Below are 22,645 nucleotides of genomic sequence, written 5' to 3' on the forward strand. Positions count from 1 at the left end.
TTGACGATAAAATAGACACCGAGACAGTATCGGGCATTCAAATCGAGCGGGTCGGCATCCGTACACTCACACGATGCCATACAGGCCTTCAAGGGACAGTAAGGGAGGAATACATGAGAAAGGCGCTACTATCAGCGTGCGCGCTTTGCGTGGGGGCAACGGCCGGGTACGCAGGCGGCTTGGACCGAAGTGGTCAGGGCATCAATTTGATTTTCGAAGAAGGGTCTGTAGTTCAGTTCCGATTGGGATACACAAATCCCACCGTGAGCGGCACCTTGGCCGGCGTCGATTCAGGAAATGTTGCCAATGACTTCTTTACGCCTCACCTGGGGTATAAAACCACCCTAACCGAGAAGCTCGACTTTGCGATCATGTACGACGAGCCCTTCGGTGCGGATATTGCATATGCTCCCAACTACCCGCTTTCTGTGAACCCGATCCCGGGTGGACGAACAGGTATTCTTGAAGCGAAAGCGGATACTGAAGCAATTACAGCTTTGCTTCGCTACAAATTTGATGGCGGCTTCAGTGCGATCGGGGGGATAAGGGCTCAACGAGTAAGCGCTAGCGTCACAGTTCCAGCTGCTGCAGGCTACGAAGTTGATACAGATGCAGACATTGCCTTCGGCTACGTCTTGGGTGTCGCATGGGAAAAGCCGGAAATTGCAGCGCGGGTTTCGCTTACCTATAACTCAAAAATCAGCCACGACTTGTCCCAAACCGAGTCATTAAACCCAATTCCGGGCGGCGGGATTCCACCCGGTACAGTAGCGACCTTTGATACATCTTCTGAGATCGAAACACCTCAATCGATTAACCTTGATTTCCAAACGGGTGTTGCACCCAAGACGTTGCTGTTTGGTTCCATCAGATGGGTCGACTGGCCACAACTCGTATACAACCCGCCAAACTATCCTCCGACGTCTAACCTTGTGGACTATGACGATGATACCTTCACGTATTCGTTGGGCCTAGGATACCAGTTTACAGATGAGTTTGCTGGGGCGGTGACACTAGGATATGAAACTTCGACAGGCGAACCGGTATCAAACCTAGGACCAACTGATGGTTTCTGGAGTATTGGGGTCGGTGGTACCTATTCCTTCGAAAAGGCAAAGTTTTCCGCCGGGGTTCAATACACCGACATAGGGGATGCTACGGCTGATGGAGCAGGTCCAAACGCTCGCGCAGACTTCTCGGGCAACAGCGCTTGGAGTGTCGGCTTCCAGATCACCTACGCTCTGGACTAATCGCACCACAGAAAAACCAATCAGACCTCGCCATTTTCGGTGGGGTCTTTTTGTTTCCGCATCTTTCGGGTCGCCGCATGAACTCAAAGCTGCCACAACCTTTTCATGGAACACCAAAAACACCTATCCCCCCGCGCTTGGGTTGAGCTTTCGCTGCTGGGTGCCATATGGGGCGCCTCATTCGTTTCAATTCGGATTGCGCTGGATACGATACCGGTGATGACCTCGGTGCTGCATCGGACTTTCTGGGCTATGCTGGCCTTGTGGTTGGTGGTTTGGCTTAGGGGTCTAAGCGTCCCGTCCTCACCACGCCTGTGGTTTGGTTTTCTGGTCATGGGACTGCTCAATAACGTGATTCCGTTTTCGCTTATGGCGTGGGGACAGTTGTACATTGACACCGGCCTCACGGCGATTTTGAACGCGGCGACGGCTATCTTTGGCGTTCTCGTTGCTGCGCTCTTCTTTTCCGACGAGAGGTTGACACCACCGCGCCTTCTCGGCGCTGGACTCGGCTTTTTTGGCGTCTCAATCGCAATCGGTATCGGCAACCTCACCAGCTTCAGCCTGCAAAACACACCTCAACTTGCCATCCTCGCGGGCACTATCTCCTACGCGTTTGCCGGCGCTTGGGCGCGCAAACACCTAAGCTCCCTGCCCCCTATTGTTGCGGCTGCAGGGATGCTAACCGGCTCGACTCTCTTCATGATCCCGATTGCCCTTATGACTGACGGCATCCCAAGTCTCAGCCTGCCTGCGGTCACATGGGCGGCAATCGCGTATTATTCCCTGATCGCGACGGCGGGTGCCTATCTTCTCTACTACCGGGTCCTTGCAATGGCTGGCAGTGGCAATTTGTTACTCGTGACCCTCATCATCCCACCCGTCGCGATCGTTTTGGGCGCCTTGCTGCGCGACGAGGCACTGGATCCACGCGCCTATGTCGGCTTTGCCGTGCTGGCCGCGGGACTATTGATCCTCAACCGAGCCTCCCCACGCGATTGACGCCGCCGCCTGCCCGAATTAGCAAAGGCAAAAACAAGGGACAGCACAAGATGATCTACAGCTCGGCAAGAGATTGGCGTGTGGCTGCACGCAAGAAGGTGCTGTTTTTCGGGATGTCGGGGCTGGGCAAGACCTATGTATCCAACATCCTGCGAGACAGCGGTGGCTGGTTTCACTACTCGGTCGACTACCGGATCGGCACCCGCTACATGGGCGAATACATCGCCGATAACGCCAAGGCTGAGGCGATGAAAGTCCCATTCCTGAGGGACCTTCTGCTGTCGGATTCGATATATATCGGCTCGAACATCTCGTTCGAGAACCTGACCCCTGTCGCATCCTATCTTGGCAAACCCGGTAATCCGGCGCTTGGCGGATTGGAGATGTCCGAGTACCGCCGCCGACAGGAGCAATTCCGACTGGCCGAAATTCACGCCCTTCTCGACACCGAATACTTCGTGGATCGGGCAGAGCGTCTCTATGGCTATCCGCATTTCATCTGCGACACAGGCGGGTCGATTTGCGAGTGGGTCGACCCGAACGACCCAACAGATCAACTGATGTCCGAGCTGTCAAAACAGGCGCTGATGATCTGGCTGAAGGGTGACGACGACCACACGGCCGAACTGGTCCGACGCTTTGACAAGGCCCCCAAGCCGATGTCCTATCAGGCTGAATTCCTGACCCGCGTCTGGACCGAATATCTAGATCAACACGGCTGCTCCGAGTCTGACGTGGACCCGGACGCGTTCATCCGGTGGACCTACGCTCAGGCGCTTGCCCATCGTCAGCCCCGATACGAGGCGATGGCGAAAAACTGGGGCGTTACGATAACGGCCAAAGACATCGGAGAAGTGCGCGATGCGGCTGATTTCGATGAGTTGATCGAACGCACCCTTGAGACCGGGCGCGATCGCGCCTAACTACCTCCTCCTAACCTATTCAAAAGTCTGACCCGATGCCGATCAAAATCCCATCTGAACTGCCCGCCTTTGACGTCCTGACCCAGGAAGGCGTCATGGTTATGGCTGCGGATCAGGCAATGCGTCAGGATATTCGCCCCCTGCGGATCGGGCTGCTGAATCTGATGCCCAAGAAAATCCAGACCGAGAACCAGTTCGCGCGTCTGATCGGGGCCACTCCGCTGCAGATTGACCTGTCTCTGATCCGCATGACCGAGCATCGGACCAAGAACACCGCCGCGGCGCATATGGCCGAATTCTATCAGCCGTTCAAAGACGTGAAGGATCATAAGTTCGATGGCCTGATCATCACCGGTGCGCCGATCGAACATCTGGAATTCGATGATGTCACCTATTGGGAAGAACTCCGCGAGGTGTTTGAGTGGACTCAGACCAATGTCCATTCCACATTCGGGGTCTGCTGGGGCGGTATGGCGATGATCAACCATTTCCACGGTGTGAAAAAACACATGCTGGACGCCAAGGCCTTTGGCTGTTTCCGGCATCGGAACCTCCTCCCGTCCTCGCCGTTTTTGCGGGGCTTTTCGGATGATTGCGTTATTCCCGTCAGCCGCTGGACCGAGATGAAACAGGCCGAGATCGACGCCGCGAACGGCCTCGTCACCTTGCTTGGCAGCGATGAAGCAGGTCCTTGCCTTGTCGAGGACCCGGCGCATCGTGCGCTCTATATCTTCAACCATTTCGAATATGACAGCGATACGTTGAAGCAGGAATATGATCGGGACATCGCCAATGGCACACCGATCAACGTGCCGATGAACTACTATCCGGATGATGATCCGACGCAGGCGCCGCAGAACCGGTGGCGCAGCCATGCGCATCTGCTCTATGGTAACTGGATCAATGAAATATATCAGTCCACACCATTCGATATGAGTGAAATTGGCCGTTAAAATCTGGATACTTCTGACGCTGGGCCTGATCGGCTTTGCAGCGTTTACCTTGTGGCGCGCTGCCCAGAGCGAAGCCCGCGCCGCGCAGGCGTTTCCGCCCGAAGGCCAGATACTCGACGTGGATGGAATTGCCGTGCACGCGGTTGTCATGGGGGATGGCCCTGACGTGGTCTTGATTCATGGCTCCAGCGGCAATACCCGTGACATGACCTTCGCCTTGGCCCCTATTCTGGCCAAAAACTACCGCGTAATCGTGTTTGACCGTCCCGGCCTGGCTATTCGGACAGTTTCAATCCCGAAGGTGAAACCATTCAAGAACAGGCGGATATTCTGCAGCGTGCAGCCGCCCAACTTGGTGCAGAGAAACCCATCGTCGCGGGACAAAGTCTTGGGGGGTCAGTAGCACTGGCCTGGGCGGTGACCCGCCCCAACAATCTCTCGGCCCTCGTGCTGATCGCCCCCGCCGCCATCCCGTGGGAGACGCCGCTGGACAATTTCCTGACTTCCGACCTTTTTGTTGATCTGACTGGGTTTTTGGTTTGTTTTCAGGTGTGGTTGCTCAGAGGCGCGTTGTAGTGCCCCATTATTATAAAAAGTATTGACATGGGCCTTCAGATGGCTAACCTCTTCGCCCATGTTCATCCGCACCAAACATGACGCAAAGCTCAACCGCACACGGATCCAGATCGTTGAATCCGTCCGCACCGGCTCCAAGGTACGCCAGAAGATCCTGCGCCATGTGGGTGTGGCCCATAACGACAGCGAGATTGAGGATATCAAGCGTCTGGCGGGCCGCTTGATGGAGCAATTACGCATTGATCGCTCGCCGCAAATGGAACTGTTCACGCCCACGGAATATGCCGATCTGCAGGCGCTGGTGCGCCGCGCTCCGCGGCCGGACAAGCTTGGCGTTGATCTTGCCGAGTGCCGTGAGGAGGCGCGGGTCTCTCTGGGTCTGCGGGATGTCATGGGGACGATGTATGACCAACTGGGTTGGGGGGCCCTTCTGGGGGCGGCGCGTAAAAGTGCCAATCGCATTGTGAAAGAGCTGGTTATGGCGCGGATCGCACAGCCCGAGAGCAAGCGCGCGACCGTGGAGGCGTTGGAGAACCAGGCAGGCATCACGCTCAATCTGGACGTGGTCTATCGGAGCATGGATTACATCAATACGCCGGTGATAGACGGGATTTGCAAAACCTCTCACGCGGCGGCAGAGAAGTTGCTGGGCGGGCCAGTGACCGTGCTGTTCTACGATTGCACGACCCTGGCCTTTGACACCGAGCGCGAGGACCCGGCCGAGGATGCGGACGGGGTCGAGCAGGATCATCTTCTGGCCAAGGGCTTCAGCAAGGATGGCAAGCATCACCGCGCTCAGGTCATGCTGGCGCTGATCGTCACCTCCGATGGGCTGCCTGTGGGCTATGAACTCTTCCCGGGAAACACCTGGGAAGGTCATACGCTGGAAGCTGCGCTGAAGGCGTTGGAGGGACGCTTCGACGTGGCCAGGGTCACGTTCGTGGCCGATGCCGCCATGCTCAGCAAGGACAACCAGCAGATGTTGCAGAACAAGGGTCTGCCCTACATCCTCGGCTATCGCATGAAGTCCGCCCCGGCCGCCGTGAAGGCGAACATTTTGAGCCCGGAGGGACGCCAGCCTTGGGCTGGACACGGTTCTGAAGAGGCAACCGAGAAGGGCTGGTACAAGGTGATCGACCAGGAGGGAGCGCGGGTCATTGTGACCTGGTCACCCACCCGGGCACGCAATGATGCCCACAAGCGCGACAAGGCAATCGAAAAGCTGCACAAGAAGCTCAAGCGCTCTCGCAAACCCGGCAGCTTCAGCAGCCGGGGATATGGCCGCTTCCTGGCCTTCCCCGACAGCGGGGACGTCACGCTGGATGATGCAAAGATCAAGGCAGCGGCACAATGGGACGGGCTGCATGCCATTGTTGTTCATGGTGCGGACGAACTGGAGGCACAGGACGTCATTGCCCGCTATCACCAGTTGTGGGAGATCGAAGCCTGCTTCCGCACCAACAAGCACGATCTGAAAATCCGGCCCATCTATCACTGGTCGCCGCGTCGGGTCCGGGCCCATATCGCCATCTGCTACATGGCCTTCTGCTGCCTGCAGCACCTGCGCAAGCATCTGGACCTGCTCGGACACCCGATGAGCCCGGCTCGTATCCGCAACGAGTTGAACGCATTGCAGCTCTCGATCCTGCGCCACAAAGGCACCCCTGACCGCTACGGCATGCCAAGCCATGCCACGGTCGATGCCAGACGCATCCTCACCTGCGTCGGCCTGACCTGGAACGAAGCCCCTTTCAAGATACCCCCCGGGCGCACCCGAAAAACTGGCCAGACCAAAGCCTGAGCTCCCTCAACACTCCGAAACAATCGCTGGCGAAAAAAGTCCGTGTAGTGCCTTTTGGCAACCAAGGCATAATAATATCAATGACTTATACGAAAAAATGTCGGAAGTCAGGAGGCGCCGCAGAACCGGTGGCGCAGCCATGCGCATCTGCTCTATGGTAACTGGATCAATGAAATATATCAGTCCACACCATTCGATATGAGTGAAATTGGCCGTTAAAATCTGGATACTTCTGACGCTGGGCCTGATCGGCTTTGCAGCGTTTACCTTGTGGCGCGCTGCCCAGAGCGAAGCCCGCGCCGCGCAGGCGTTTCCGCCCGAAGGCCAGATACTCGACGTGGATGGAATTGCCGTGCACGCGGTTGTCATGGGGGATGGCCCTGACGTGGTCTTGATTCATGGCTCCAGCGGCAATACCCGTGACATGACCTTCGCCTTGGCCCCTATTCTGGCCAAAAACTACCGCGTAATCGTGTTTGACCGTCCCGGCCTGGCTATTCGGACAGTTTCAATCCCGAAGGTGAAACCATTCAAGAACAGGCGGATATTCTGCAGCGTGCAGCCGCCCAACTTGGTGCAGAGAAACCCATCGTCGCGGGACAAAGTCTTGGGGGGTCAGTAGCACTGGCCTGGGCGGTGACCCGCCCCAACAATCTCTCGGCCCTCGTGCTGATCGCCCCCGCCGCCATCCCGTGGGAGACGCCGCTGGACAATTTCAACCGATTGGCAGCGACGGACCTTGGCAGCGCGCTCGCCCTGCCTCTGATCACCTCCTACGTGCCGGAGTCTTATGTCAAGACGGCCCTCGACAAAGTGTTTGCCCCGCAAACTGCGCCCGAAGGCTATGCCGAGCATTTCGGCCCCGCCCTGACGATGCGCCGTGCCTCCATGCACGCCAACGCAAAACAACGGGTTCGGCTGCTGGAAGAGGTTGAGCGCCTGCAGCCCCGATACGGTGAAATCTCTGTGCCCACCGAGATCATTCACGGCACGGCAGACACGACGGTTAAGCTGGATTGGCACTCGACCCGCTTGATCGAACAAATCCCCGGTGCCGAGCTGATCGAGCTGCCGGGCATCGGCCATATGCCTCAGGTCGTTGCCGCCGATGAAGTTGCCGCCGCCATCGACCGCGCCGCACAACGGGCGGGTTTGCGTTAGGCCAGCACCTAATCCATAGTAAGATATGGATTTTATCGCGAGGTAGCTCATGGCCCGGTCAGAAAAAGGTGCAATCGAGAAGTATTACCGCAAGAAAGCGCCCGGCGACGTGCGCAAAATGATCGAAAAGGCAAACAAGGGCGACATCCTGAACCCGAGCTACCCTTACGCCGAAAAAATGAAGACCAAAGACTACGAGCAGCAGATCGAGGCGCTGCAAATCGAACTGGTTAAAATGCAATCCTGGGTCAAAGAAACCGGCCAACGGGTCGCGATCATCTTTGAAGGCAGAGATGCGGCGGGAAAAGGCGGCACCATCAAGCGGTTCCGCGAGAACCTGAACCCACGCGGGGCGCGAAATGTCGCGCTCAGCAAGCCCTCGGATTCCGAGCGCAGCCAATGGTATTTCCAACGCTATATCCAGCATCTGCCCTCGGCCGGTGAGATCGTTTTTTTCGATCGCAGCTGGTATAACCGAGGTGTCGTGGAAAACGTCTTTGGGTTTTGCAATCAGGAGGAGCGCGAACGGTTCTTCCGTCAGGTCTTGCCGCTCGAAACCGGGTTCGTGAACGATGGGATCAGCCTGTTCAAGTTCTGGCTGAACGTCGGCCGTGCTGAACAGCTGAACCGCTTTCTGGCGCGTGAAACGGATCCGCTGAAACAGTGGAAACTCAGCCCGATTGATATCGTCGGTTTGGAAAAATGGGATGAATACACTCAGTCGATCTCTGAAACTCTGACCCGATCACATTCGGAAAACTGCCCATGGACGATCGTGCGATCAGACGACAAAAAACGTGCGCGCCTTGCTGCCATCCGAACGGTGCTGCTGGCTTTGGATTACGATGAAAAAGACGAAAAAGCCATCGGCGAGAATGATCCGAATATCTGCGGCGGGCCGGATGTTTGGGAGTCCTGACGTAAATAAAGGGCTGGGCAAGAATTGATCGCTTGGGCGTTGGACCATTGGCTGAAATTGGACTATCTCTTGGCACCCGAACACGTGAAAAACCAATAACCTGAGGCCGGAATGACGAAGCGCGGGTATCACCACGGAAACCTGAAGCAGGCCTTGATTGAGGCCGCGCTGTCGTTGATTGAAGAGAAAGGCCCCACTGGTTTCACCTTATCCGAGGCCGCCAAGACCGCCGGGGTCACTCCTGCTGCCGTCTACCGGCACTATCACGGGCGTGAGGACCTGATTGCTGAAGCCGCCCGGCAAGGGTTCGAGATGTTCGCCGACCTGATGCAATATGCCTATGACGAGGGCCAGCCATCCGCTCTGGCCGCGTTTGAGGCCACCGGGCGCGCCTATCTGGCCTTTGCACGCAAGCATCCCGGCCACTACATTGCCATGTTCGAAAGCGGGATTTCCCCGAACCGCACGCCCGAGCTGTCTTTGGCGTCCAACCGGGCCAAAACGGTTCTGGAGAAGGCAGCCGCGGACCTGTCGAAACATATCCCACCGGAAAAGCGGCCTCCCGCGTCCATGTTCTCGGCCCATATCTGGGCGATGAGTCACGGTGTGGTGGAGCTCTATGCTCGGAATGCCACCGGTGCGACCTCACCCTTTTCGCCCGAGGACCTGCTGGAAAGTGGGATTGGGATTTACCTGCGCGGGCTGGGTCTGGTGCCGCAGGACGACTGACCCTTAGAACAATCGGCTTCCCTGATTAACACTGAGGCCTGACGAGACGTTGATCAGGTCCATCTCTCCCATCCCCTTGATCTCGACCCGCCCCAGATCTGAGACCTGAAACTCGTCGATCAACGCGTATTTCATCTCCTCTGGCGCGACGATATTCATCGGGTTTGCGAAGACCTGCAGGCGCGCGGCGATGTTCACGGCTGGGCCAAACACGTCATAGACATATTTCTGAATGCCCACGACCGACCCGACAGCAGGCCCCATACCTAGACCGATCCGGGCCTGCCATTTATGCGGATGGCTTTCGTTTCGCCGTTCCAGATAACGCAAGAAACGCACCGCGCAATGGGCGACAGCCGTGGCATGGTCGGGCGTCGCATCCGGCATACCAGAAACGGCCAGATAGGCGTCCCCAATCGTTTTGATCCGCTCGCAACCGTATTGCTCGACGATCCGGTCGAACGCCGTGAAGATATCATTCAATTCGCTCAACGTGACCGTCGGGTCGGTTTTGGCAGCAAAATCCGTGAACCCGACGAAATCCAGCATCACTACTGAGACTTGATCGAACAACTGAGGGGTCACGACGCCAAACGTCTTGAACTCTTCATACACGGCACGGGGCATCACGTTCAGCAAGAGGCGTTCAACCCTCTCCTTCTCGCGCTCCAATTCACGCGTGTTGCGCTCAACCATGGTCGAGTAGCTGTCAATCATGCTCTCAAGCTCGCGAATGCGCGTGATGTTTTGGCATTCCACGATCAGCACCTGTTCCGACAACCCACTGGCCAGTGAGACAGTGACCGCAAAGATCAGCGTCCGGCGCTTGGGTTTGATCTGAAGCTCGACCGAATATCGCAGTCCCGATTGTTTGACGTCCTCCAGCTCTCTCGCGTCGAGGTCGGGCAGGATATCCAAAAGAGACTGCTTTTTCTCGGGCTTGCCAAACCACTCAGCGAAAGGACTGTTGTGAAAGACGAATTTCAGATCCGAGGCACGCACAACGGCAACACCAACGCCGATGGCACGCAGGAGCTGTTCATTGATGGCAAGGATGCTCATGCCGCGTCACGGCTGACGATGATCGAGCGCTTGCCTTCAATCGCGCCAAGGGCCGTTTTGATATCGCGCTCGGACATGCCATGCATCTCAAGCGCTTCGCCGAATAGCTCCGCCATGACATCAAAATGGTCATGAGAAATGCCAAGGTGGCGATGAACGGCCTCGATCCTGTCGTCGCTGAACGCCGCAGGACCACCAACCAAGGACGACACGAACTTGGTCTGATGGTCAATCAGGCGCGGCATGTCGATATCTTCGAAGAAATGCCCGATCTCGTCGGACTCCAGCGCTATTTCGTAGAAACTCATCACCACACGGCTGATGGTTTTGAAGCCGCCGTATTTCTCGTAAAGCGTTTGTGACACCCCAACACCCAGTTAATAACTAGAAATAACGTCACAAGCTTATATCAAATTGGTATTTTTGTTAATGCTTTTGAAAACTTGAGTTCTTCAGCCTCGGTTTGCCACTAGGGTGCTCGAAACAGGCTTCAGACAAGAAGGTCAGTATCAGTTGGAATGAACCCAACAAACCCACCCTGGTCGAGCAATTTTTTTTGCCCTCCAAAGCGCCAACCAAGCTTGCGTTTTGCCGCGAACAGCTCGCGCCGAGCCCGGAACCAGAACGGGCCTTTGTCCAAGCCGGTATTGGTGGATTGATCACCTTCCCGCTCGCTGGTATTGACCTGTTCGAGATCTTGCGTAAGCGTAACGAGGCACACACATGGCATTTCAGCTTGACTTTTGAAAGTTCCATGGCAGGAGCTCGTCGATACGGCTTTGGGGGTGACCGGCTGCTATTTTTTGGAGCGTTGAGGTCAGATATGCATTGGGTTCCACGCCGTTCAACTTCGCGGTCTGTATCAGAGATGCGATACGGCCCCAACTGGCGCCGCCTTCATCATGACCCGCAAACAGTGCGTTTTTCCGCCCAAGGGCAATTGGTCTTTGGAGATTTTCGACGTTGTTGGAGTCGATCTCAACCCGGCCGTCACTGAGAAAGACCTGCAAGCCGTCCCAATGTTTGTGAATGTAGTTGAGCTTTTCACCAAGTCTGGATTTTTTAGAGACCTGCAGGCGCTGCTCCTGAAGCCAGGTGCCGAACTCGGCAACCAAGGGCGCGGTTTGTGTCTGGCGCGCAGACAGGCGCTGTTCGGGTGGAAGGCCCCGAATTTCAGTTTCAATTGCGTAAAATTCGGCAATCCGACGCAAGCCCTCTGCTGCGATCCCGGACTTGTCGCGGTCAAAGACCTCCTTCAGTTTGCGGCGAGCGTGGCTCCAACAATAGGCGGCTCGGATCGGAGAGCCCCCTTTCCGCGTTGGCCGCATCAACCGATTATACCCCTGATACCCATCCAACTGCAGAACACCGTTGAACCCCTTGAGAAACTTCTCTGCGTTTTCGCCAGCCCGACCGGGTGCATAGAAATAAACAACCCCTGGTGGTGCATCGCCCCTCCAGGATCGGTCGTCACGTGCCAACGTCCAGAAATAACCGGTTTTCGTTTTACCCTCTCCCGGATCGAGGACTGGGACCGTGGTTTCATCCATGAACAGTTTGGTCGAAGACTTCAGGTGTTCCGCCAGCCGCTCAACAACCGGCTTGAGGTGGAACGCGGCCTTTCCGACCCAGCCCGCGAGCGTGGCGCGATGAATGTCGATGCCAGAGCGCACAAGTATCTGCGATTGACGGTACAGAGGAAGGTGGTCTGCATACTTGCTGACCAACACGTGCGCGATGGCCGCTTCGGTCGGAAGTCCGCCCTCGATCAGCCACGATGGTCCCGGTGCTTGTTTCACGCCTCCAGCACATGACCGGCAGGCATATTTCGGACGGACCGTTACGATCACACGCAACTGCGCGGGCACGATGTCCAGCCGTTCACTGCGATCTTCACCAATCTTATGCATCGCGCCGCATCCGCACGGACATTCAACACTGTCAGGTTCGATCACCTGTTCGATCCGCGGCAGATCTTCAGGCAGATTGCCGATATTGCGCTCAGGCGCTTTCCTGGGCTTTGCCTTTTTCTCTTTGTCACAGGATTGAGTGGCTGCCTCGCTTGAGGCCTCCGCCTCGCTGAGCGCAACTTCAAGATCTTCGGCCCCGAGATTACGCTCGTCCTGAGTTAGTTTTTCCGATTTCTTGCCGTAAAGCGCCCGCTTCAATTCCGCAATCAGGCTTTCATAACGAAGGATCAAAGCGTTTTGCTCTGCAATCTGTTGGTCTTGACCCGTTATCTGCCGATCTTGATCCGATATTTGCTGGGCCTGATCTGCAATGTGCGCCCCCTGATCTGATATGCAGGCGCTCTGCTTGGTTGTCAGTTCCTCCAACTCGGCAACCCGACGTGCATTGTCCTCGACAAAGGCCTGAACAGCCTCTTTATGTTCGGCGGGCAGAGCATCAAGATTGAAACCATTGGAGTCGGCAGTCATACCTGCGAGCATACACAGCCCGAACTTCTAAATCCTGCCCAATCAACCGCCTGATTCACTCTGCCGCAGTTGGCCGCCGCGTCTCGACAGGTTTGACCTTCCGCCAGTCCAGACCAGAAAAAAGCGCCTCAAACTGTGCTCTGTTCAGCGTCATCACCCCATCGCGAATAGCAGGCCAGACGAAGTCTGTATCTTCCAGACGCTTATAAGCCATAACCAGACCTGACCCATCCCAAAAAACCAGCTTCAGCCGATCCGTTCGCTTCGCGCGAAATACGAACACCGTCCCGCTGAACGGGTCTTCCCGCAGAACCGACTGCACCAGAGCACATAAGCCATCATGACCCTTGCGAAAATCCACCGGCTGTGTGCTGACCAGAATGCGCAACTTCTGTGCAGGGAAAATCATTCAACAACCCCAACCGCTCGGGCAATCTCGGCAATTCGCTGTGCCGATGTATCGGTGCCCAAATTGATCGACACCCCGCGGAAAACGATCTCGACCTTTTCCGCTGGTGACGATGGCGGGCGAACCTGCGGCTGAACACTTGCCTCATCACCGTCACAAAGAACCACGGGCGCAAACTCAACATGTTCATCAGGCTCCGGAGCTGGAAGCACCAGTTTCCCATCTTTTGCCAGACAACGCCATTCCGACAATCGGTTCGCATTGACCCCGAATTTACCAGCCACAGCTTTTACCGTCGCCCCCGGCTTCAAAGTCTCGGCAACAATGTATGCCTTCGCATCATGCGACCATCGGCGACGGCCATCAACTTGATACTCAACGCCCAACGAGCGGAGGAACTCCGTCATCGACTCCATGGAGAAAATCCTTATCCCTGTTACGATAAGGAAAATCTGACAGCGCAGGGGCTAGCGCGCGAGGCAAAAAATGGGTGAGCACCTCGTTACGCTTACGATCTTGCTGCTGCTTCGACCAGATCATTTGCACACCCACGGCCGGGAAAACCTGATACATCCGCCAGTCTGGCCGGGGGATCGATACAAAATCATCCAGATGGTCCGAGTACTGCTGAGACCAGGCCAGCAGTTTGCGACAGCCTTCCTGCGACAGAACATAGGCCGCAGCACTTGGGGCCATTTCCAGCATTAGGCGAACTGTGACGCTGCCTATCTCTGCCTCCGCTCCAAAGCGCAGGCTGCGGGGTGAGTAGTCCATCTTGGCAAAATCGAACCTGTCCGCGTTCTGCACAAGGCTGTCGATGACCTGCCCCAGTCGGGACGACATCTCGACATCATCTTCGAAAATTGCCGCCGCCTTCAAGTCTTGATCCACCACTTGCTGCCAGACGGCGCGATGGCTTTCAAAACAGGCGATCTCGCTTTGTTTCAAACCCCAGCGAGAGCCAACGCCCGGCACGTATCCATTCCCCTCCAAAGCATCCGCCTGACGCGCATCAACCGCGCTGAAACGGATCGGGTCGGTCACGCCAGCCTTTGCGAACTGCGCCTCCATAAACGCGCGGCGTTCGGGAACCCGGTCAAGGTTTATGTAGAACACAGCCGTCTTTAGCTGATTGTCCGCTTGCGTCACGCGTTTTCCTTTCGCTGCCTTCTATACGCCATGAGACCGGTCATAGACCGAGACACTGGGCTGAACATGCGACTGCCGCGCGGCCTCACCCGGATCAAAGACCTCGATCAGCAACGGATAACAAGCGGCGGTGTCCGAGGAATGCTCGGAGGAACAATCTCCACCCGGACACGCTGAGAGGCCGACGATCAGGTCGATCTCGGCGTGGAATTCAAGGTAGTCTCCCGGACGCACCGGGCTGGCCTTCATGAAATACTGGCCGCTATCGCGCGTGAAACCGGTGCACATGAAGACATTCAGAACATCGTGCACATAGGTCTCCGCCTCGTGCAGAGGCAGATCGCAATGCTGCGCCAAGGCTCGGGTCAGGTTCGAATGACAGCAATAGTGGTAGTCATCCCCCGACAGCAACCGCCCGGTATACGGGTCGCAGCGGGTGCCGATCACGTCATGTACGGAGCCCCCAAAGGCGTCAAAGCCGTACCAGTCCAGCGTATCAGCCGTGATCGTCGCCATCGGCCGCATATTTGGGAAGGTCGACCACATGCGGTCTCCGGTCGAAAGATGCGTTCCGTGCAGGGCGCGGGTTTTACCGGAGTAGAACCGTTCCGTCAGATCGTGTTTGTTCCACAGGTTCAGATCGCCAACCTGCGCGCCTTCGACGGATGTGATGCGGAAAAAAGCACCGGCTGGCACGTCAATACAAGAGGCGTCTCGCGGCGCGGCGGTGACCTCGGCAGTTTTCACGGACGCACCTCGCAAGCGAGTCAGCCCATCCAGATCGGGGCTGGGCAGAGTCTCTGGCGGGTAGCAGATAACAGGGCGGATGGCCTTGCGGTCCTCGGCATCACTTGGGGCCGGGAAATTTGGGGTTGAGAGTTTCACTTAGCACCTCCGCCAATTTGGGCTGTCTTGCACCTAACATCGCCAGACATAAAGCAAATACAGGACAGCGGCCAATGCTCAAATCGGGCCATTCCGGCGTTACTAGCCCGCCATGCGCGCACGCCGACGCGCCATGGATTTGCGAAACGCCCAATCGCTGAACAATGTCAGAGGCAACAGGACCCTCTCACCCAACCCGTCAATGACGACAAGTCTGCCGCCACGCTCCTGCGCGCGCACGATGTTTCCGATCCCCATGTCACCAACGATGATGCGTCCACGCTCCAGATCATCCAGCAGCTCCAGCAAGTCGGCCCGCAGTTTCCGAAGCACATCAGCGTCCCCATTCGCAGCAACCATCTCGGCATGCAGGGACGGCGCGAGGTCCCCATCCGGGCCGGTCATCTTTTCCACCACGATTGACGGCCCCCGAGAGGTTGGCGCATAGCCCATGAACTTCGCCAGACGCTCGATCTCGGGGCAGCCTCGGTGCAGCGCGGCAAGGTATTCGTTTGCTTCGCGGTTCCACTGTCGCAAATTGCCGTAACGCCATTCCGCATAGCGCGGGATAAGGTGGTTTCGCTTCGGCTCATCCACACGGACTTTCAACAGGGCGCCATCCATTTCTGGATGTTGGAAAATCTCATAATTCTGGCTTGTACGCAGAGGCACCTGCCCGGTCAGGTCAATCATGTTCGTCCGTCTGTCCTGTGCAGAAAATTCGCGTCGACCGGCACTATATGACTGTCATGGAACTGTTACAATGCAACCAGAGCTCGGCTCACAGAACGCTTACTTCTAGGTGCGAAACAAAACGATCAGGGGGATTGTGGCGGAGAGACAGGGATTCGAACCCTGGAGACGGTTTCCCGCCTACACACTTTCCAAGCGTGCGCCTTCGACCACTCGGCCACCTCTCCGTGAGCGCGATATGTGACGCAATGCAAAAGGATTTGCAAGGCCCCAATTCCGTGAATTCACACCCGTTTGCACATTAGTTTGCGGACCATTCCCTACGCGAGCAATGGTCAGACTTCGTCGCCTCCGTCGCCGTCCAGATCTCCCTCGGTCATGGCTGCGGGTTCGGTGCTGGGTGCTCGTTGCTCCGAGGCTGTCGCGGTTGGGTCTTGTGATTCAGCGCGCAGGGCTTCGGGGTTACGAAGCCAAACGTCGCGTTGTGCGAATGGAATCTCGATCCCTTCTTCCACGAACCGGCGATTGATTTCGTGGTTCATATCGGATTTGACCGACAGAACCCAATTCACGTCGCGCAGAATACCCCGGATTTCAAAGTCCAGCGAATCCGCGCCGAACCCCTGAAACACCACGCTGGGGGCTGGGTTCGCCAACACCATAGGATGAGAATTCGCGATCTCTCCCAGAATGGTTTCGACCTTGCGCGTGTCGGTTCCGTAGGCCACACCCACCGGCACGATCACCCGGCCAATCGTGTTGCCACGGGTATAGTTGGTGACCACGCCGCTGATCAGATCCGAGTTCGGAACAATGACATCCGTCCGGTCAAACGTCTCAATCCGCGTGGATCGGACCGAGATATCGCGGACATAGCCCATCATCCCGTTCACATCGATCCAATCCCCTTTCGAGATCGGCCGCTCAACCAGCAGGATGATCCCGGAAACGAAGTTTGAAACGATGGTCTGAAGACCAAAACCAATACCGACAGACAGTGCACCGGCCACAATCGCGAGCGATGAGAGATCAAAGCCAGCCACCGTGATTGCAACCAGCGAAGCGAGGAAAATGCCGACGTAACCAGTGCCAGATACGATCGCATTTTGCCCGCCTGGATCAATGCTTGTCTTGGGCAGCAGCGAATTACGCAAGCCACCCTGCAACAACCGCGTCAGGCCATATCCGATGGCAAACACGGCAACAAAAGTCAGGAAGTTGGACGGAGAGATCGTAACCCCGCCCAAGCTGAACCCTTGAAGGATCTGCGACCAGATCTCGCTCAGATCCGCTTCGCGCGCGCCCCAGAAAAGGGCTAGGATAGGGATCGAAACCAAGGCCAGGAAGAAACCCACCAGAACCGCGAACAGAGAATCGCGGGCGTTATCTCCCTGCCCCGTAAACCAGCCGTATAGCGAGCTGATAAAGCGCTGCACGATCACAAGAATGGCGATCAAGATCAGCGTATTGACTGCAGGAAACACAATCGCTTCGGCCGCGTTGGTGTAGCCCAATAAGGCCAGAACAGGCGCGCTGACACCAAGCATTAGCACAATACGCCGGACAACCTCTACAACCTGCGAAAATCCACTGGCACGTGGGATCTCGCCGCCCTCAGTCGGTGGATCTGACCGTCGGATTTGACGAATTCGCAGCAGAAGAAGTGAGGTGACGACAATGACCGGAAAGATAACAACAGCGCGGGTGGAATCCGCTATGTTCTCGATCCTCTCGAACAGGCCGATCAAGTCATGCAGGATCAGCATCACTGCCAGAATATCGACGTAGATACGAATCTCGGTGATCTGCCCCGCCGAGAATCTTCGGAAATTCTGTGCCGCGGCCATCAGGTAGACCTGCCGTCCGACCCAATCGAAAACAAGCACGATCGCCGCCCAATACGGCACCTGCTGCAGTAGAAGCGTGCCGCGAAGACCAAGTACTCCGGTCAGGTCAATCGCAGCTGTCAGAGCCACCACGCCAATCCAGGGAAGGATGATGCGCAGTAAGGAAATCACAAAGGTCCACGCACCGGTCCCGCGCCCACCGAAACGACGCAGATAATCGCCTCCTCGTTCAGACCAACGGCGTCCGTAAACCAGTAAGATGACGGCTAGCGCCACCAAGGCCAGTATCGCGGGGGCCTGATTCTGAACGCGTTCTTTAGTGACGTCAGATGTCAGACTGGCCGTCGTCTCGTTGAACAGTCCGAACAGAGCCTCGCGGATATCGGACCACGCGGCGGGCCATGTCGACAGGTTCAGCGGCGATGGACCGCGTTCCAAAAACTGCTTTCTCTGACGTTCTCGCAGGATACGGTCAATTTCGCTGATCAGACCGTTGGCGCGGCTAAAGGCCTCCTCAGAGATAATCCGCGGCACCCGCAAGGCGTTGAGCTGTTCGTCCAGATGCTCGCGAAGTTGCGCGATATCCTCCGGCTCTGTGACCCCTTCTTCGGGCGCGGGACCCAGCGCCTTGACCTGGCTTTCCAGCGTCTGGATGCGGTCGGCATTGGCGTTGCGAGCCGTATTGAACGTATTGCGATAGCCGTCGATCTCAGTTCGCAACTGCTCCATCGCGGCGTCCGACGCCCTGTCGGCTTCAACAACGCTTTCGGCACGGTCCGCAGTGCTGAGCCAGCCTTTGTAGAACTCGCTCTGCCGATCAGTCAGTTGCGCCGAGGCTACCCCCGCCCATCCGACAAAGATCAGCGCAGCGAGAGCCAGAAACAGGCGGACCTGTCGCAGCATCAGACGTCCTCGAACACGCCCGGTATCTTGCGCGGGGCGTCTGTCATCCAATCCGGTACCGGCAGTTCTTTTTCGCGCAGGAACTCGGGATTGAACAGTTTGGACTGATAGCGTGTGCCATAGTCACACAGGATGGTCACAATCGTATGCCCCGGCCCAAGGTCCTTGGCCAATCGCACCGCACCGGCCATATTTATCGCGGTTGAGCCGCCCATGACCAGACCTTCTTCGCGCAGCAGATCAAAGATGTAAGGCAGGGCCTCATTGTCGGTCGCCTGATAGGTGTAGTCCGGCTTGAACCCTTCGAGGTTCTTAGTGATCCGCACCTGTCCAATACCTTCCGCGATCGAGCCACCCTCCATCGCGATTTCGCCAGTTGTGTAATAGGAATACAGCCCCGCGCCCATCGGGTCGACCAGGCCTATCTTCACGCCTTTTGGCTGCAGCGCATCGGCCACGCCCGCCAGCGTTCCGCCCGAGCCGACCGCGCAGACAAAGCCATCGACCTTGCCGTCGGTCTGTTCCCAGATCTCGGGGCCGGTGGTTTCCACATGGGCCTGACGGTTGGCAACATTGTCAAACTGGTTAGCCCAGATCGCGCCATTGGGTTCGGTTTGCGCTAGTTCCTCGGCCAGACGGCGCGAGTAGTGAACGAAGTTGTTAGGGTTGCGATACGGTGCCGCCGGAACCTGAACCAACTGCGCGCCTGCAAGACGCAGCATGTCTTTCTTCTCTTCTGACTGGGTTTCCGGGATAACAATCACCGTCTTGAACCCCATCGATGCACCGACCAGAGCCAGCCCGATGCCTGTATTGCCTGCGGTGCCTTCCACTATGGTGCCACCGGGCTTCAACTCACCCCGCGCAACTGCGTCGCGGATGATGTAGAGAGCAGCACGGTCCTTGACCGACTGGCCGGGGTTCATGAATTCCGCCTTGCCGAGGATCTCGCACCCGGTTTCTTCACTGATGCGCTTCAACCGGATCAGCGGCGTTTTTCCGACTGCGTCGGCAAGATCTCGTGCAATGCGCATGGCACCCTCATTTCATTACGTAATACTGCAGATTTACAGCCGCTCTGCGCCAACCACAAGCGCGATAGTCACCTACGCAGGCGGTCGCGGTGACGCCCCAACCAATGGGCCAGGTTCAACAGTTGCAAATCTTTGAAAACATGGCGATCCACCATGTCTATGAAGGTCTCAAACGGAAGGATCTGAGAGCGGATGTCCTCTCCCTCGGTATCCAACCCTCCAGCCATCGTCGTCTCGGTCAGCGAGGCCAGACCCACATAGAAATAAAGATATCCCATTGAGGAGCCGCTGGAAGAATACCCCCCACCGGCATAGTGCAACGCGTCGAACGTAATCCCTGCTTCTTCCATCCCTTCGCGATGGGCTGCCTGTTCAGGGGTTTCGCCAGGGTCGATCATTCCGGCCACGGCCTCCCACAGCCAGGGTTCGGGGTCTTCCAGCAGAAAAACAGGCGGGCGGAATTGTTCGACCAGCAGAACCTTGTCGCGCACGGGGTCGTAAGGCAAAACGGCCACAGCGCTGCCCTGCATTAGGCTGGCCCTGCGCAAAACAGGCCCCATGGTTCCGTCATGCTGTCGGTGTTGCAGGTCGATCTCTTCCATCGCGAAGTAGTTGACATAGGCCCGATGATGGCGATGCACGATCACGTCCTTGGACACATCGCGCGCATCCCCCGTTTGCCGCTGCCGTGCGAAGAGTTTTGCCCAGGCCCGCGTCTGAATCGCCGGCATGCTGCGCGCCATATCCGCAGGCGCAACCCGCTCGAAATAGCTCATTTCCTCCTCGGCGGCGAGCGCGGTGACGTCACCGAGGCGTTCAACCCACGCGTCCAGAAACCAAGGCCCATCCGGCACCCAGGCCGCAGGTTCGGGAAAAAACACCTGAGCCTGCGCTTGGGTTCTATCCTCTAGCGTCACTGTCAACGGCCTCAGATCATAGTCGAACCCTCCCTCATAATAGGCCAGTCGATCCAGATCCGATTGCGACAGGCCTTGCACAAACAGTCCCGCGGACTGCTCACCATCTGCTTGTTGGATCATCGGGAAATCCTGCCCCTGAACCGCAGAAACGATGTGGTCTGGCAAGGTGGCAGGCGTCAGCGACAGCTCAGACGACGAGCGCCCCAGAACGGCCTCCAACAGCGGCACATGCCGCAGGGTTCCATAGAAGAACAAATCGGACACGAGAGGACTGGCTTTCGTTAAGTGTTCACATTCAGCGCCAGCGACGGCTTGCTATTTCCGTCAGCAAACCGGTGGCAACGGCCCCAACACCCAAGGTGATCAGAATTTCTGGCGCGAGCAACTGCTCACCGAATTCGACGCCAATCTTGAAGATGGCAATCAGCGCCTCGAAAGGGCCGTCATAGCGGTGGCGCATGGCCAGTCGGAACATTTCATAGGTGCCCTGAACGAAAAGGCCCCAAAACACCAGTGAGGCCACGCCGGTCAGGCCGTTGTTGATTCCGGCCGTCCAGCCCCGGCCAGCGCGCTTGCCCATGATTTTCCAACCGCAAATCCAACCCAAGGCGATATTGACCACGGTAAAATACCCGTAGTCCTTCCCCTCTTCTCCGTTTGCGATAACCATGCTGGACACGATGAACGCCAACACCACAAGACAAGCGGCGGCGACAAGGCGACTGGCGGTGGGCATGTATGAATTCCGTTCGTTAACTAGGCTTTGCTATGGTGATCTGTGTCACATCGCAATTGCCCGTGTCAAAGGCTGCGCCGCAGGCCGTCAAATAATAATTCCACATGCGGCGGAAACGCTCATCAAATCCCATTTCCGAGATCTGGTCCCACTTGTCGTTGAACGTATCAAACCAACGACGCAGGGTCAGGTCATAGCTCTTACCGAACTCCTTCGAGCGCACAACATCCAGCCCCGCCTGATCAATCTGCTGTCGCAAGATCGTAGGCGATGGCAGCATTCCCCCCGGAAAGATGTATTTCTGAATGAAATCAACGCCGTTCTTGTAGTAGTCCCAGCGATGATCGCCCACGGTGATGATCTGCAACGTGGCTTGCGCCCCAGGCTTCAACCGATCCCGCACGGTATCGAAGTAGACCGGCCAGTATTTCTGACCCACGGCTTCAAACATCTCGATCGAGGCTATGCCGTCGTATTGCCCTTGTTCGTCGCGATAGTCTTGAAGTTTCAGATCAACCAGATCGGATATACCTGCCTTATCAATGCGTTGTTGTGCGAACTTCAACTGTTCTTGACTGATCGTCAGACCCGTCACACGCAGGCCACGCTCTTTCGCGGCATATTCGGCAAACCCCCCCCAGCCACAGCCGATCTCAAGCACGTGATCCCCGGGTTTGACGCCCATCTCATCGACCATGCTGGCGTATTTGGCGGTCTGCGCCTTCTCGAGGCTCTCCTGCCCTGTCTCGAAAATGGCGCTGGAATAAGTCATCGTATCGTCAAGCCAGAGCGCATAAAAATCGTTTCCCAAATCGTAGTGATACGAGATATTCTTCTTGGCCTGTTTGCGATTGTTCCGATGCAACCAAAACCGCAGACGCTCATAGGCCTGCACGAGAAACTTGCCAGTGAACCCATCGTAGGCCGTTTCACTGCCCATATGGACCAAATCCATAAAGGCGCGCAAATCAGGCGTGCTCCAATGGCCCTCCAGATAAGCGTCGGAAAAGCCAAGCTCACCTTCCCGGATCAGGCGGGCAAACACGTCGGGATCGTGAATCTCGACCTCGGCAACCGGACCCGGCTTTGTGCCCTCAACACGGAAGGTCCGTCCGTCGGACAAAGTAATATCCAAGCGCCCGGCTTCCATTTTGCTAAGCATCTTGAACACCTGCGCGAAATATCTGGGCAGACCTTTTTGGCCTTCGGTCGTTGTCAAGATCATCCGCTCTCCCCTCTGCGGTGGTTGATGCAG

Annotated in this window: 22 protein-coding genes, 1 tRNA gene and 2 pseudogenes; 11 read left to right on the forward strand and 14 right to left on the reverse strand. The window is 56.8% G+C overall.

What is annotated here, in order from left to right:
* Positions 1-206: 206 nt before the first annotated feature.
* From ACOERD_RS16190 to ACOERD_RS16240, 11 genes and pseudogenes are all read left to right on the forward strand, one after another.
* Positions 207-1,250, forward strand: a complete 1,044-nt coding sequence (locus ACOERD_RS16190; protein WP_419739718.1) for an OmpP1/FadL family transporter — start codon at positions 207-209, stop codon at positions 1,248-1,250.
* 105 nt (positions 1,251-1,355) lie between these two features.
* Entirely contained in the window at positions 1,356-2,252 is an 897-nt protein-coding gene (locus ACOERD_RS16195) for a DMT family transporter (RefSeq protein ID WP_419739719.1), read from the forward strand.
* 50 nt (positions 2,253-2,302) lie between these two features.
* Positions 2,303-3,175, forward strand: coding sequence for an ATPase (locus ACOERD_RS16200; protein WP_419739720.1), 873 nt, complete (start codon positions 2,303-2,305; stop codon positions 3,173-3,175).
* A gap of 35 nt (positions 3,176-3,210) precedes the next feature.
* Positions 3,211-4,128 carry a homoserine O-acetyltransferase MetA gene (gene metA / locus ACOERD_RS16205; protein ID WP_419739721.1) on the forward strand — a complete coding sequence of 306 codons (918 nt, stop codon included), beginning with the start codon at positions 3,211-3,213 and terminating at the stop codon, positions 4,126-4,128.
* Positions 4,118-4,531, forward strand: coding sequence for a hypothetical protein (locus ACOERD_RS16210; RefSeq protein ID WP_419739722.1), 414 nt, complete (start codon positions 4,118-4,120; stop codon positions 4,529-4,531). Before metA ends, ACOERD_RS16210 begins: the two co-directional genes overlap by 11 nt.
* Positions 4,438-4,704, forward strand: a complete 267-nt coding sequence (locus ACOERD_RS16215; RefSeq protein WP_419740155.1) for an alpha/beta fold hydrolase — start codon at positions 4,438-4,440, stop codon at positions 4,702-4,704. The genes ACOERD_RS16210 and ACOERD_RS16215 overlap by 94 nt, the downstream gene beginning before the upstream one ends.
* A gap of 58 nt (positions 4,705-4,762) precedes the next feature.
* Positions 4,763-6,505 (forward strand): IS1634 family transposase, encoded by a 1,743-nt coding sequence (locus ACOERD_RS16220; protein ID WP_419737624.1) that lies wholly within the window; start codon positions 4,763-4,765, stop codon positions 6,503-6,505.
* 117 nt (positions 6,506-6,622) lie between these two features.
* Positions 6,623-6,724 (forward strand): annotated as a pseudogene (locus tag ACOERD_RS16225) (homoserine O-acetyltransferase/O-succinyltransferase family protein); the annotation flags it as partial.
* A pseudogene (locus tag ACOERD_RS16230) lies at positions 6,714-7,666 on the forward strand (alpha/beta fold hydrolase). The pseudogenes ACOERD_RS16225 and ACOERD_RS16230, both read left to right, overlap by 11 nt.
* Positions 7,667-7,715: 49 nt before the next feature.
* Complete coding sequence (gene ppk2, locus ACOERD_RS16235; RefSeq protein ID WP_419739723.1) at positions 7,716-8,585, forward strand: polyphosphate kinase 2; 870 nt, start codon at positions 7,716-7,718, stop codon at positions 8,583-8,585.
* 111 nt (positions 8,586-8,696) lie between these two features.
* Positions 8,697-9,314: a TetR/AcrR family transcriptional regulator gene (locus ACOERD_RS16240; RefSeq protein ID WP_170469681.1), complete on the forward strand. Its 618-nt coding sequence runs from the start codon at positions 8,697-8,699 to the stop codon at positions 9,312-9,314.
* Between the two features lie 3 nt (positions 9,315-9,317).
* On the opposite strand, the gene ACOERD_RS16245 is transcribed toward ACOERD_RS16240, so the two are convergent.
* The 14 genes from ACOERD_RS16245 to ACOERD_RS16310 all read right to left on the reverse strand — a co-directional run bounded on the left by ACOERD_RS16245 (position 9,318) and on the right by ACOERD_RS16310 (position 22,615).
* Positions 9,318-10,376, reverse strand: a complete 1,059-nt coding sequence (locus ACOERD_RS16245; protein ID WP_419739724.1) for an adenylate/guanylate cyclase domain-containing protein — start codon at positions 10,374-10,376, stop codon at positions 9,318-9,320.
* Positions 10,373-10,741 (reverse strand): group I truncated hemoglobin, encoded by a 369-nt coding sequence (locus tag ACOERD_RS16250; RefSeq protein WP_170376778.1) that lies wholly within the window; start codon positions 10,739-10,741, stop codon positions 10,373-10,375. The genes ACOERD_RS16245 and ACOERD_RS16250 overlap by 4 nt, the downstream gene beginning before the upstream one ends.
* Before the next feature lie 366 nt (positions 10,742-11,107).
* A complete protein-coding gene (gene tnpC, locus ACOERD_RS16255) occupies positions 11,108-12,814 on the reverse strand; it encodes an IS66 family transposase (RefSeq protein WP_419737621.1) in 1,707 nt (568 codons plus the stop codon).
* A gap of 55 nt (positions 12,815-12,869) precedes the next feature.
* Positions 12,870-13,223: an IS66 family insertion sequence element accessory protein TnpB gene (tnpB, locus tag ACOERD_RS16260; protein ID WP_419737608.1), complete on the reverse strand. Its 354-nt coding sequence runs from the start codon at positions 13,221-13,223 to the stop codon at positions 12,870-12,872.
* Positions 13,220-13,630, reverse strand: coding sequence for an IS66-like element accessory protein TnpA (gene tnpA / locus ACOERD_RS16265; RefSeq protein WP_419737609.1), 411 nt, complete (start codon positions 13,628-13,630; stop codon positions 13,220-13,222). Before tnpA ends, tnpB begins: the two co-directional genes overlap by 4 nt.
* Positions 13,599-14,372 (reverse strand): glycosyltransferase family 25 protein, encoded by a 774-nt coding sequence (locus ACOERD_RS16270; protein ID WP_419739725.1) that lies wholly within the window; start codon positions 14,370-14,372, stop codon positions 13,599-13,601. Before ACOERD_RS16270 ends, tnpA begins: the two co-directional genes overlap by 32 nt.
* Before the next feature lie 21 nt (positions 14,373-14,393).
* Positions 14,394-15,257, reverse strand: coding sequence for an urea carboxylase-associated family protein (locus ACOERD_RS16275; protein WP_419739726.1), 864 nt, complete (start codon positions 15,255-15,257; stop codon positions 14,394-14,396).
* A 102-nt stretch (positions 15,258-15,359) separates the two neighbouring features.
* A complete protein-coding gene (locus tag ACOERD_RS16280; protein ID WP_419739727.1) occupies positions 15,360-15,950 on the reverse strand; it encodes a YrbL family protein in 591 nt (196 codons plus the stop codon).
* A 137-nt stretch (positions 15,951-16,087) separates the two neighbouring features.
* A tRNA-Ser gene (locus ACOERD_RS16285) sits at positions 16,088-16,177 on the reverse strand.
* Positions 16,178-16,285: 108 nt separating this feature from the next.
* Positions 16,286-18,700, reverse strand: a complete 2,415-nt coding sequence (locus tag ACOERD_RS16290; protein ID WP_419739728.1) for a DUF3772 domain-containing protein — start codon at positions 18,698-18,700, stop codon at positions 16,286-16,288.
* Entirely contained in the window at positions 18,700-19,734 is a 1,035-nt protein-coding gene (locus ACOERD_RS16295) for a cysteine synthase A (protein WP_170718107.1), read from the reverse strand. Before ACOERD_RS16295 ends, ACOERD_RS16290 begins: the two co-directional genes overlap by 1 nt.
* Before the next feature lie 68 nt (positions 19,735-19,802).
* On the reverse strand, positions 19,803-20,918 hold the full coding sequence (locus ACOERD_RS16300) for an NUDIX domain-containing protein (RefSeq protein ID WP_419739729.1): 1,116 nt from the start codon (positions 20,916-20,918) through the stop codon (positions 19,803-19,805).
* Between the two features lie 31 nt (positions 20,919-20,949).
* Positions 20,950-21,390 (reverse strand): TrgA family protein, encoded by a 441-nt coding sequence (locus tag ACOERD_RS16305; RefSeq protein ID WP_170469704.1) that lies wholly within the window; start codon positions 21,388-21,390, stop codon positions 20,950-20,952.
* Between the two features lie 16 nt (positions 21,391-21,406).
* Positions 21,407-22,615 carry a class I SAM-dependent methyltransferase gene (locus tag ACOERD_RS16310; RefSeq protein ID WP_419739730.1) on the reverse strand — a complete coding sequence of 403 codons (1,209 nt, stop codon included), beginning with the start codon at positions 22,613-22,615 and terminating at the stop codon, positions 21,407-21,409.
* Between the last annotated feature and the right edge of the window lie 30 nt (positions 22,616-22,645).

This window comes from Ruegeria sp., assembly GCF_965199275.1.
Lineage (GTDB): Bacteria > Pseudomonadota > Alphaproteobacteria > Rhodobacterales > Rhodobacteraceae > Ruegeria.